At 70.1% G+C, this 12,097-nt stretch carries 11 protein-coding genes; 8 read left to right on the top strand and 3 right to left on the bottom strand.

The window, feature by feature from the left end; translation table 11 throughout:
• Positions 1-16: 16 nt before the first annotated feature.
• Both BBJ41_RS18700 and BBJ41_RS18695 read left to right on the top strand, forming a co-directional pair.
• Positions 17-745 (top strand): aspartate/glutamate racemase family protein, encoded by a 729-nt coding sequence (locus tag BBJ41_RS18700; RefSeq protein ID WP_069747850.1) that lies wholly within the window; start codon positions 17-19, stop codon positions 743-745.
• Positions 746-806: 61 nt separating this feature from the next.
• Positions 807-1,973, top strand: coding sequence for a LysR family transcriptional regulator (locus tag BBJ41_RS18695; RefSeq protein WP_069747849.1), 1,167 nt, complete (start codon positions 807-809; stop codon positions 1,971-1,973).
• Positions 1,974-2,106: 133 nt separating this feature from the next.
• Here BBJ41_RS18695 and BBJ41_RS18690 read toward each other — a convergent pair whose 3' ends face one another.
• On the bottom strand, positions 2,107-3,048 hold the full coding sequence (locus BBJ41_RS18690) for an AEC family transporter (RefSeq protein WP_069750258.1): 942 nt from the start codon (positions 3,046-3,048) through the stop codon (positions 2,107-2,109).
• Between the two features lie 87 nt (positions 3,049-3,135).
• A complete protein-coding gene (locus BBJ41_RS18685; protein WP_069747848.1) occupies positions 3,136-4,704 on the bottom strand; it encodes an MFS transporter in 1,569 nt (522 codons plus the stop codon).
• Positions 4,705-4,804: 100 nt separating this feature from the next.
• On the opposite strand from BBJ41_RS18685, the gene BBJ41_RS18680 reads away from it, so the two are divergent.
• Positions 4,805-5,683 (top strand): LysR family transcriptional regulator, encoded by an 879-nt coding sequence (locus BBJ41_RS18680; protein WP_069747847.1) that lies wholly within the window; start codon positions 4,805-4,807, stop codon positions 5,681-5,683.
• A 148-nt stretch (positions 5,684-5,831) separates the two neighbouring features.
• A complete protein-coding gene (locus BBJ41_RS18675; RefSeq protein WP_069750257.1) occupies positions 5,832-6,818 on the top strand; it encodes an ABC transporter substrate-binding protein in 987 nt (328 codons plus the stop codon).
• Between the two features lie 60 nt (positions 6,819-6,878).
• Here the strand turns inward: BBJ41_RS18675 and BBJ41_RS18670 are convergent, their stop codons facing one another.
• Complete coding sequence (locus BBJ41_RS18670) at positions 6,879-7,253, bottom strand: phage protein NinX family protein (RefSeq protein ID WP_069747846.1); 375 nt, start codon at positions 7,251-7,253, stop codon at positions 6,879-6,881.
• 318 nt (positions 7,254-7,571) lie between these two features.
• Here BBJ41_RS18670 and BBJ41_RS18665 point away from each other — a divergent pair, with 318 nt between their 5' ends.
• The 4 genes from BBJ41_RS18665 to BBJ41_RS18650 all read left to right on the top strand — a co-directional run bounded on the left by BBJ41_RS18665 (position 7,572) and on the right by BBJ41_RS18650 (position 12,073).
• Positions 7,572-8,669, top strand: a complete 1,098-nt coding sequence (locus BBJ41_RS18665; RefSeq protein ID WP_069747845.1) for a glycosyltransferase family 2 protein — start codon at positions 7,572-7,574, stop codon at positions 8,667-8,669.
• Positions 8,670-8,677: 8 nt separating this feature from the next.
• On the top strand, positions 8,678-9,940 hold the full coding sequence (locus BBJ41_RS18660; RefSeq protein WP_069747844.1) for a glycosyltransferase family 87 protein: 1,263 nt from the start codon (positions 8,678-8,680) through the stop codon (positions 9,938-9,940).
• Positions 9,941-10,147: 207 nt separating this feature from the next.
• Positions 10,148-11,215: an ABC transporter substrate-binding protein gene (locus BBJ41_RS18655; protein ID WP_069747843.1), complete on the top strand. Its 1,068-nt coding sequence runs from the start codon at positions 10,148-10,150 to the stop codon at positions 11,213-11,215.
• 15 nt (positions 11,216-11,230) lie between these two features.
• Positions 11,231-12,073: an ABC transporter permease gene (locus BBJ41_RS18650; RefSeq protein ID WP_069747842.1), complete on the top strand. Its 843-nt coding sequence runs from the start codon at positions 11,231-11,233 to the stop codon at positions 12,071-12,073.
• Positions 12,074-12,097: the final 24 nt, after the last annotated feature.

Genomic DNA, 12,097 nt, shown 5'->3' with positions numbered 1-12,097 from the left:
GCATACGGAGCAGTCCATGAGAATCCTGGTAGTCAACGTCAACACGACCGAGTCGATCACCGACGCGATCGCCGCGCAGGCGCAGGCCGCCGCGTCGCCGGGCACGGAGATCGTCGGGCTGACGCCGCGCTTCGGCGCGGAGTCGGTCGAAGGCAACTTCGAGAGCTATCTCGCGGCGATCGCCGTGATGGACCGCGTGTTGAGCTACGACCAACCGTACGACGCGGTGATCCAGGCCGGCTACGGCGAACACGGCCGCGAAGGCCTGCAGGAACTGCTGACGGTGCCCGTCGTCGACATCACCGAAGCCGCCGCGAGCGTCGCGATGCTGCTCGGCCACCGCTACTCGGTCGTCACGACGCTCGACCGCACGGTGCCGCTGATCGAGGATCGTCTGAAGCTTGCCGGGCTCGACGCGCGCTGCGCGTCGGTGCGCGCGAGCGGCCTCGCGGTGCTCGAACTCGAGGAGAACCCGGCCCGCGCGATCGAGTCGATCGTCGGCCAGGCGCAGCGCGCGGTGAAGGACGATCACGCGGAAGTGATCTGCCTCGGCTGCGGCGGGATGGCCGGCCTCGACCGGCAGATCGAGGAATGCACGGGCGTGCCGGTGGTCGACGGCGTGTCGGCCGCAGTCGCGCTCGCCGAATCGCTGGTGCGCCTGAAGCTGAAGACGTCGAAGGTCCGCACGTACGCGCCGCCGCGCCCGAAGCGGATCGTCGGCTGGCCGGGAGCCTTCGCAAAATGACGCGCTGCCGGCCGGCTGCCGCATCGCGCTCGGGCACCGTGTCGCCGGGAGGCACGTCGGCATGCGGGCCCCGTTAGACCCGAACGCGCTGCCTCGCGACGCGTCCGACGCAACGGACGTGCTCGACGTGCTGGATGCGCGGCTGATGCGCATCCTGCTCGTGCTGTTGACCGAGCGCACCGTGTCGCGTGCGGCCGTGCGGCTGAACATGTCGCAGCCGGCGACGAGCGCCGCGCTCAAGCGGCTGCGCACGCTGCTCGGCGATCCGCTGCTGGTGCGCAGCCGCTACGGAATGGTGCCGACCGAGTTCGGCGCGCGGCTGATCGAACCGCTGCGCAACGCGCTGCGCGTGATCGACTTCATCCGCATCCAGCAGCCGACGTTCGATGCGCGCACGTCGGTGCGCACTTACCGGATCGGCTGCCCCGATTACCTGAACGTGCTGTTCGTGCCGAAGCTCGTCGCGCTGTTCCGCGAGCGCGCGCCGAACGCGCAGCTCGTGTTCCATCCGCTCGGCGACGGCTTCGACGACGAGCGCGCGCTCGCCGACGGCGAACTCGACGTCGTGATCGACAATCGCCCTGCCCGTTCGTCGCGGTTCCGGCAGGACGACCTGTTCGACGATCGCGTCGTGTGCCTGATGCGCGCGACGCATCCGCTCGCGCGGCGCGGTGCGATGACGGCCGCCGATTTCGTGCAAGCACCGCAGCTGTGCCCGACGCCGTCGTGGCTCGAAGCATCCGGCGCGATCGACCGGCAGCTCGAACGCGTGGGCCTGCAACGACGGATCATCGTCACGCTGCCGCACTTCGAACTCGCCGCGCATGCGCTCGTGCGATCCGACCTGATCCTGACCACCACGTACCGGCTCGCGCGGCACTATGCGAAGCTGCTGCCGCTCGCCGCCGTCGCGCTGCCGGCCGAGCCGCCGGACATCGTGTACCGGATGACGTGGAACGAATCGGGCTCGTGCATCGACGGTGTGCGCTGGCTGCGCGGGTTGATCGCCGAAGCGACGCGCGGCTGGCTCGATGCCGAGGCCGCGCTGCCGGCAGTGACGGCCGTAGCCGCTGATGCAGCGGTTGCGGCCGCAACCGTCCCGACGCCCTCCGCACCCGAACCGCTGCGTTCACAGCGAGCACGCAAGGCAACGCACTGCCGTGCGTCGCGCCGGCCGCTCGTCGCACGTGTCGCTCGTCATCTGCGCCCCACGACGAAATCGCACTGACCTGCAGGCGAACGCCCGGGAACGCGCGGCATGGCATCGCATGCGTATCGCACCGGTTGTCATCGTCCCGATTGCCGTCGCGCCGCGCGCGGTTAATACATCGGCGATTCCGCGCGATCCGCAAGCCCCGCTGTCACGCGTGGCGCGCGATCATCAGCAACACCGACAGCGACACGATCGACCCGAGCGTCGACAGCAGGATCGTGCGCGACGTCACATGCGCTTCGCGTCCGTAGAATTCCGCCAGCATGTACGGCCCGGTGCCGGTCGGCAGCGCGGCGAGCACGACGGCGATCTGCGCGAGCACGGGCGGCATCGCGAACACGCGCACGCCGAGCCACCACGCGAGCGCGGGCTGCACGAACAGCTTGATCGCCGTCAGCGCGACGCTGCCGCGCGGCGCGGCGCCGGCCGGCTCGCGCTTCTCCGCGAGAAACAGCCCGAGGCTGACCAGCGCGCATGGGCTCGCCGCTGCGCCGAGCAGCTTCAGGAACGTCTCGACGGGCGCGGCGAGCGACACCTGCGCGGCCGACACGCACACGCCGGCCAGCGGCGCGACGATCAGCGGATTGCGCAGCAGCGCGCCGATCACCTTCCACATCAGCCTCAGCGGCGCGCGGTCGCGCTGCAGTCCGATCTCGATCAGCACAATCGCGCCGGCGAACAGCACGCAGGCAACGAGAATGGTCGCGATCGTGGTCGGCGCAAGGCTGTCTGGGCCGAACGCGAGCAGGCACAGCGGAAAGCCGAGATAACCGGTGTTCGGATACGACGCGGCGATCGCGTCGATGCTCGCATCGGCGAGCCCGCGCCCGGACAACAGCCGCCACGCGAGCACACCGGCGAACACGAGCGCGCAGGTCAGCGCGAACGTCGTGACGAAGGCCGGCTGGTAGAGCTGGTGCCACGAGGCGTGCGCCATGATCTGGAACAGCAGCGCGGGCAGCGCGAGCCACACGACGAACCGGTTGAGCTCCGAAGCGGCAGCCGGGCCGAGTACGCCGCGCCGGCGGCACAGGAACCCTGCCGCGATCAGCCCGAACACGGGCAACAGAATCTCGATCGTCGATGACATCTTGAACACGCTGCGTGAAACCGGAACGCGCAAGCTTAATGGTTCCGCTGGAGCGCGTCCAATGCGCGGCGCCCACGAAACGCGCCGTCACGCGGCACGCATCGGTTGCGTAAGCAACTTGTATGCAACGCCCGCCGCGACGAGCGCCAGCACGCCGCTCACCGTCAGCGCATCGGCGAATCCGCTCGCGAACGCGACGGGCGCCGCATGCGCGAGCGCACCCGCGGCCGACGGCGGCACGCGGTCGAGCGCCTGCGCGAGATCGCCGGCCAGCAGGCTCGACATGAACGGCGCGTCGGCAAATGCGCGCAGGCCAGGCGTGGCCGACAACAGCCGGTCGAGCCGCGCGTGCGTGCTCGCCGCCAGCACCGCGCCGAGCACGCCGACGGCCGTCACGATCGCCGAGAAGCGCGTCGTCGTGCTGATGCCCGATGCCATGCCGGTGCGATTCGGCGGCACGCACGCCATGATCGCCTTCTGCGTGTCGCCGTTCATGATGCCGGCGCCGCAACCCGTCACGAACATGCCGAGCGCGACCAGCCGGTAGTCGCCGCTCGCCGTCAGCGCCGCGGTCGCGAGATTGCCCGCGCCGATCAGCGCGAGCCCGCCGGCCAGCACGCCGCCGGACGACACCCGCGCGGCGAGCGCCGCCCCCAGCGACGGCCCGGCGATCATCGCGAACGCGAACGGCAGCATCCCGAGCCCCGCGTCGATCGCCGACATCCCGAACGCGTTCTGCAGGTACAGCGGCAGGAACGTCATCATCACCTGCGCGCACGCCGCATAGCCGAACATCGCGAGCACCGCGCCGACGAAGCGCGGCTGCCGGAACAGCGCGAGATCGATCATCGGCCGCGCCTGCCAGCGCTCCGCGCCGATGAATGCGGCGAACAGCGCGGCGGCGAGCGCGAGCCGGCCGAGCGTCGGGGCCGACAGCCAGCCGTGCGACGGCGCGCCGATCAGCGCCGCGATCGCGCATGCGAGCGCCCCGCCGAACAGCAGGCTGCCGGCCGCGTCCACGCGTTTTGCGTGCGGGTCGCGCGATTCGTCGATCGCGACGCGCGCGCCGGCTGCCAGCAGCACGCACACGGGCAGGTTCAGCAGGAATACCCAACGCCAGCCGATCCACTGCGTGATCGCGCCGCCGACGAGCGGCGCGATCGCCGTCGCGATTCCCATGCACATGCCCCAGATCGCCCACGCGCGCGCCCGTTCGCGTCCGTCCGGAAAACGGTTCGCGATCACGGCGAGCGCGGCCGTCAGCAACAGCGCGGCCCCGCCGCCCTTCACCGCGCGCGCGGCGATCAGCCAGCCGGCCGTCGGCGCGACGCCGCAGCCGAGCGACGCGAGAAAAAAGAGCGCGAGCCCCGCGCCGAGCATCCGCTTGCGCCCGAAGCGGTCGGCAAGCCCGCCAGCCGGCAGCAGGCATGCGGCAAACGCGGTCATGTACGCGCTCACGACCCATTCGATATCGGCGAAGCTCGCGTGAAAACTGCGCGCGATGCTCGGTAACGACACGGCGACGACGTTCGTATCGAGCACGATCAACGAACAGGTGGCCGACGCGACGGCGAGCGTCGCGGCGGCCGGCAGGCGGCCGCCCGCGTGCGGGGCAGCGGCCGCGCCTGCGCGCGACGCGGGTGAGGACTGGGACATCGGCAACTCCGTGGCAGGACGAACGAACCGTATGCTAGGCTTGCCATGTATTGCCTGTCATTGATACACCGATGCTGTTTTATTGACGAAAATTACAATTATGAGTTCGCTCGAATTCCGTCATGTGCGTGCGTTCCTGAGCGTCGCGCAGCACCTGCATTTCGCCCGCGCGGCCGACGCGCTCGACATGGCGCCGCCCGCGCTGACGCGGCAGATCCAGGAAGCCGAACGCATCCTCGGCGTGCGTCTTTTCCACCGGTCGCGCCGCGAGGTCACGCTGAGCGCGGCCGGCGAGGCCTATCTCGCCGAGGCGAGCGCGGCGCTCGAGCACCTGCGGCGCGGCCGCGAACTCGCCGCATTGGCCGAGCGCGGCGAACTTGGCCGAATCGAGATCGGCTACGTATCGTCGGCCGTCTATTCGGGCGCGCTGCAACGCACGGTCGGCGCGTTCCGCGCCGCGCACCCGCGCATCGAGCTGAACCTGCGCGAAGTGCCGATGGACGACGTCGCGAAGCAACTCGATGCCGGCCGCCTCGATATCGCCTACGTGCGCCCGCCGCTGCCGCTGCCCGGCGGGCTGCGGATCGTCACGCTGCAGCGCGACGTGTTCGTCGCGGCCGTGCCGGCCGATTCGCGCTACGCGTCGATGGCGGCCGTTCGCGCGGCCGATCTCGCCGACGCGCGCTTCGCGGTGCCGGAACAGGAGCGCGGCACGCTCGAAGTCGCGCGCCGCGGCCGCTTCGCGCCGGTGATCGCCGCGCGGCCGGGCGGCTTGCTCGCGGTGCTCGCGTGCGTGTCCGTGAACGGCTGGGTCGCGGTGATTCCCGACGCGCTCGCCGGTTGCGTGTCGCTGCCGGGCGTCGTGTACCGGCCGATCGTCGGCAAGCCGATCACGTCGGAACTCGCGCTCGTGCACCGCAAGTTCGAAAAAGCGCCGGCGGTACGCGCATTCCTGCGCACGGTTGCGCCGGCCGCGTAAGTCGCCCGTGCACGTCGACACCGGCCGCGGCGGCCGTCGCCGCGCGAATATGCATTTCACGATTCGATGTTTGTCGGCCGGAAACCGATTCCGTAACCTGCCCGGCAGCCGCGCGGCATGCGCGCGGATCACCGAGGACACACCGCCGATGAACCCGTCTCCCGCCACGGCGCGCCGCCGTGCGCTGCTGCGTCTTGCCGCCCTCGCCGCCGCGCCGCTGGCCGGCAGCCTCGCCTTGCCCGCCCGTGCGGCCGGCCCCGACCTGTCGGGCGTCACGCTCGTGCTCGGCGACCAGGCCGGCGGCCTGCGTGCGCTGGCCGAAGCCGCGCGCGTGCTCGACGGCACGCCGTACCGGTTCCGCTGGGCCAACTTCCAGGGCGCCGCGCCGCTGTTCGAGGCGCAGCGCGCGGGCGCGATCGATCTCGCGCCAGCCGGCGACCTGCCGGTGCTGACGGCCGCCCTCGGCGATCCGTCGTTGCGGATCGTCGCGACGCGCGTCGGCTCACCGGCGTCGCTCGGCATCGTCGTGCAGCCCGATTCGCCGGTTCGCACCGTCGCCGATCTGAAAGGGCGGACGGTCGTCGTGTCGTCCGCGCGCGGCAGCATCTCGCAGTACCAGTTGTACGGCGCGCTGCGCGAACACGGCCTCGCGCCGCGCGACGTCGACGTGCGCTTCGTGCTGCCCGTGGATGCGTTCGCCGCGTTCGAGGCGAAGCGGATCGGTATCTGGGCGACGTTCGACCCGTACTACGGACATGCGGTGCGACGCGGCGCGCGCATCGTCCGCGACGGCAGCGGCATCAATTCGGGGCTTGCATTCCTGACGTCGCCGGTCGAAACGCTCGACGACCGCGGCAAGCACGCGGCGCTCGCGGACGTGCTCGCTCGGCTCGCCCGCGCAGGCCAATGGGCGCTCGCGCACCCGGTCGACTATGCGAGCGTCTATGCGTCGCTCACCCGCCTGCCGACCGAAGCGGCCACCGACATCGCGCGCCGCGCGGCGCTCGCTCAGCGCAGCCTGACCGGCGCCGACATCGACGTGCTGCAGCGCGTGGCCGACCGCGCGGCGGCGGATGCGATCCTGCCGACACGTGTCGACGTGGCGTCGATCGCGATCCGGAACCTTTCTGCGTGATGGAATCCGCGCGCGGTGAGCGGTGAGCAGCCCCCTCCGCCACCCCGCGACACGCAACATTCAGCGCGGCCGGGCCATATCCAGGTCCGGCACGTCGTCGCCGAAGGTCGACGCGACCAGCGTGCGCATCGCGGCGACCAGCAACGTCGGCCCCGATTGGTTGAACGTGCAGCGCTCGCCCGCGGCCGGCACGGCGCGGTGCAGCACGGCCCGCCATGCGCCGCGCCCGCCGTCGCGCTCGAACGCGGCGAACGGCAGCCGCTCGACGATCGGGCCGCCGTCCGCCCATGACGACGACGGCGCGAACGGCGCCGGCGCGCCGCCCGGTTCGCGGATCGCCGTACAGCCGGACGCGTCGACGCGCGGCGCGTCATGGCCTTGCGCGATCGCGACCCAGTAATCCAGCGGTGCGCCTGTCAGATCCTGGACTTGCATGGCCCTCTCCGTCGCGGTCGTCACAGACGCCATGCTAACCGCTGCGTACGCGTGCGTGACGGGGCCGCGCATGGCGTCGCCGCACCCCGCCGGCGGCCGCCCCGCATCGCTGAAACCCCACCCCCGAGCAAACCCGGGCACCCTGTCACCTTCACGTCATTCGTGCGTACAATGATCTGACGGCTTGCCACCCGGCCCGCGGCAAGCTTTCCAGGCCATCACAAACACAAGATTTGCACCGAACCGGACCCGTTTCCGCACGTTCGGCGACAACAGGACCAGACAATGCGGCGCAGACCGGATCTCACGGGGGGACGAATGTCCACGCACACCCGAAAGCCGTTGGTATCGCTCGTCGTGCCCTTTCACGACGAGGCGGAAGCGATCGATGCATTCTTCGCGACCACCCTTCCCATTCTCGAATCGATCGGAGCACTACGCTTCGAAATCGTTTGCGTGAACGACGGCAGCCGCGACGACACGCTCGGCAAACTGATCGACGTCGCGGCCGGCGATCCGCGCGTGCGCATCGTCGATCTCACGCGGCGCTTCGGCAAGGAGGCCGCGCTCACCGCCGGCATCGACGAAGCCGCCGGCGCGGCCGTGATCCTGATCGACGCCGACCTGCAGGACCCGCCGGCACTGATCCCCGCGATGGTCGAACGCTGGCGCGCGGGCGCCGAGGTGGTCGCCGCGAAGCGTACCGACCGCATGTGCGATCCGCTGATGCAGCGCGTGGCCGCCGCGCTCTACTACCGCGTGCACAACCGGCTCTCCGAGGTCGAAATGCCGGAGAACGTCGGCGATTTCCGGCTGATGGACCGCCAGGTCGTCGACGCGCTGCGCGCGCTGCCCGAGCGGCGGCGCTTCATGAAAGGCCTGTTCGCGTGGATCGGCTACCGCGTCGAGATCATCGAATACACGCGCGCGCCGCGCAGCGGCGGCCGCTCGAAATTCTCCGGATGGCGGCGCTGGAACTTCGCGCTCGAAGGCATCACGAGCTTCAGCACCGTGCCGCTGCGCGTGTGGACCTACCTCGGCCTCGCGTTCGCCGCGCTCTCGTTCGTCTACGGTGCGTATATCGTCATGCGCACGCTGCTGTTCGGCAACCCGGTGCACGGCTACGCGTCGCTGATTTCCGTGATGCTGTTCATCGGCGGCATCCAGCTGATCGGCATCGGCGTGATCGGCGAATATCTCGGCCGCATTTATCACGAATCGAAGCAGCGCCCGGTCTATCTCGTGCGGCGCCGTTACCGTGCCGATGCGCACGCGGGCCAGCAGCCCGTGCGCCACGCGGCGCAGCCGGACGGCTCGAAGCTCCTGCAGTTTCCGGTCAGGCGCGTCGCCGTGGCCCGGCGCCGGCAGGCGGTCGCCGCGGGCACGGCGATGCCGCGCAATCTGTCGGTCAAGTAGCACCGCGCATGGATATTTCCAGCTCGTCGATCACGCGTGACGAACGCCCGGTCCGCCCCTGGCTGACCCCGTCACGCATCGCGCTCTACAGCGCGATCATGCTGACGGGCGGCCTGCTGTTTGCGCTGGCGCTGACCTGGGCCGCCTCCGGCTCGACCGAGCCGGGCGCGTTCCACCCGGGCTCCGGGTATGCGGTGTTCTGGTCCGCGTCGTATCTGACGCTGCACGGCTCGCCGTCGCAGGCCTACGACGTCCCCACGTTCTCGCGGCTGCTCGCCGACCTGTTCCCGTTGACGGGCCGTCATGCGTTCATGCCGTGGCTGTACCCGCCGTCGTATCTGCTGGTGGTGGCGCCGTTCGCCCTGCTGCCCTATGCGATCAGCTATCCGCTGTTCGTCGCGCTCGGCATCGTGCTGCTCGGCCTGTCGGTGTGGCGCGTGTCGGGGCTCGCCGCGACACCCGGCGCGAGACGCTTCGGCTGGCTCGCGCTGCTCGCGTGCCCGGGCGTGTTCGTCACCGCGATGTACGGACAGAACGCGATGCTGACCGCGGCGTGCGCGGCGCTTGCCGTGCATTTCGCCGACCGGCGGCCGATGCTGGCCGGCTTCTTTATCGGCCTCCTGTCGATCAAGCCGCAACTCGCGTTGCTGTTCCCGTTCGTGCTAATTGCCGCACGCGCGTGGCGCGCGTTCGCATGGAGCGCGGCATTCGCGGTCGCATTCACCGCACTGGGGGTCGCGACGGGCGGCATGGAGTCGCTCCGCTTCTTCCTGCAAAACGCCGGCGCGCTGCGCTCGCTGATCATCGAGCATGGCGTGCCGTTCTGGTTTGCGTCGCCCACCCCGTTCGCGGCGTTTCGCCTCGCGGGCCTGCCGCCGGCCCTCGCCTACGCCGGACAAGCCGGCATCGCCGCCATCGCGATCGCGGCCGCGTGCATCGTCTGGCGCCGCAGCCGCGATGCGCGGCTGCGCGGCGCGGTGCTGGCCGTCGCGACGCTGGCCACGAATCCATATGTCTGGCACTACGAACTGCCCTGGCTGTGCATCCCGATCGCGTGCATGATCGCGATCGGCTCGCAGAACGGCTGGCGGCGCGGCGAACAAAGCGTCGTCGTCGTCATGTGGGCGCTGCCGCTGTACGAATTCCTGAATCCGTGGATGAAGTTGCCGCAGATCGGCCCCGCTGTAACGTCGATCGCGCTGCTCGTGCTGCTGCGGCGCGCACGGCTCGCGGGCCGCGGCGAACGCATCGACGTCGCCCGCATGCGCTGAGCGGATTGCCGCGCGCCCGCATCGTCCGGGCGGCTCGCCGGCCACCCGAACCCGGCTCGCAGCCATGCACGAACCCGCTCCCGCAACCCTCCGCGCGGCGATAAGCATAGTTCAAATCGTTTCTTGTCCGGCCCCGGCACGTCATCGAGAATGACCCGACGGGCTGAGGCCCGGCCCCGTTCCCCAACGTTCCGGACCCGACGATTCATGCTTCCACTGCGCCTGCTGCGATCGCTGCTGATCGCGTCCCTCCTTGCGTTGCCGGCCACCGCCGCGCACGCCGACAAGCCCGCCACCATCCGCATCGGCGTCGCCCAGCAAGGCGCCGGCGATCCACCGACCTTCGGCGGATCGAGCGCGGCCACCGCGCAATTGCAACAACTGGTCGAAAAGGAGTTCGCGGCCGACGGCATCAAGGTGCAGTGGCTGTTCTTCAAGGGTGCGGGGCCGGCCGTCAACGAGGCGATCGCCAACAAGGCGCTCGACTTCGCGTACCAGGGCGACCTGCCGGCCGTGCTCGCGCGCTCGAACGGGATCAAGACGCACCTGCTGCTCGCCGCGAGCGTGCGCTCGGGCGTGAAGATCGCGGTGCCGCCCGACTCCACCATCAACTCCATCAAGGACCTGAAAGACCGCCGCGTGTCGATCTTCCGCGGCACGAACCTGCAACTCGTCGCCGACAACGCACTCGCGAAGAACGGCCTCGGCGAGCGCGACCTGCGCGTGATCAACCTCGACGCCGCCAGCTCGCTCGCCGCGCTCGCGTCGAAAGGCATCGACGCGTCGGTGGGCGACTACCTGCTGTACAAGCTGCGCGACGCCGGCCTCGCGAAGATCATCTACGAATCGCAGAACGACGGCCCGCAGTTCACGCGACAGACCCACCTGCTCGTGCTCGACGATTTCGAGCGCGCACATCCGGACGTCGTGCAGCGCGTCGTCAACGCATTGGTCAAGGGCGCGCAATGGTCGTCCGACGAAGCGAACCGCGATGCGCTGTTCAAGCTGTGGGCGAAAAGCGGCGTGCCGTATTCGTCGTGGCAGGCCGACTATGCGAACCAGCGCCTGAAGGACCGCCTGTCCCCGCTGATCGATCCGTTCCTCGTCGCGCGCTACAAGGCCGTCGCGCAGGATGCGCTGAAGCTGAAGCTGATCCGCCAGCCGGTCGACGTCGATGGCTGGTTCGAACCGAAGTATCTCGACAACGCATTGCGCACGCTGAAGCTCGAACAGTACTGGACGCGCTACGACGCGGCCGGCAAGCCCCTTTCCTGACCCGGACCTGCCACGATGAGCGACACCGCGATCCCGATTCCGTCGTCCGAGCCGCATGCGCTCGCCGCGCAGCTGCACCGCGCGGCGATGGCGAAACGGCTGGCGTGGCTGTTCGCGCCGTGGGTATTGCCCGCGCTGCTGTTCGCGCTGTGGAGCGTCGGCAGCGCGCGCGGCTGGATCGCCCCGCAGATCCTGCCGCCGCCCGAACGCGTGTTCGACTCGCTCGCCGAACTCGCGACGAGCGGCGATCTCGCGCATCACACGCTGATCAGCCTGCAGCGCGTGCTGGTCGGCTTCGCGGCCGGCACGCTGCTCGGTTTCGCGATCGGTGTCGCGCTCGGCCTGTCGCGCACGTTCGAGGCCTACGTGCTGCCCGGTTTCAACGCGCTCGTGCAGATTCCGGTGCTCGGCTGGCTGCCGTTCCTGCTGCTGCTCGTCGGCGTCGGCGAGCCGCTCAAGTACCTGCTGATCGCACATGCGGCGCTCGTTCCCGTCACGATGAGCACGCTGCAGGGCTTTCGCCAGACGCCGCCCACGCTCGACGAAGTCGCGCGCGTGTTCGGCTACACGCGCCGGCAACGCATCGTCCACGTCGTGCTGCCGGCCGCGATCCCGACGCTCGCGACCGGCGTGCGGCTCGCATTCACGAAATCGTGGCTCGCGCTCGTCGTCGTCGAACTCGTCGCGTCGTCCGAAGGGCTCGGCTACCTGATCGTGTACGGGCGGCAGCTGTTCCAGCTCGATCTCGTGATGGCGGCCGTGGTCGTGGTCGGCGCGATCGGCCTGGTGATCAACCGGCTGCTCGACGTGCTCGAAGCACGCCTGCGCCGCGGCGTGCCGTCCGCGTTCCGCGGTTGAGCCCGCCGCCTGCCCGCGCAACCC

Source organism: Burkholderia stabilis, from assembly GCF_001742165.1.
GTDB lineage: Bacteria > Pseudomonadota > Gammaproteobacteria > Burkholderiales > Burkholderiaceae > Burkholderia > Burkholderia stabilis.
The sequence above is the reverse complement of the archived record's forward strand: the minus strand, read 5'-3'. Positions and strand labels throughout refer to the sequence as shown.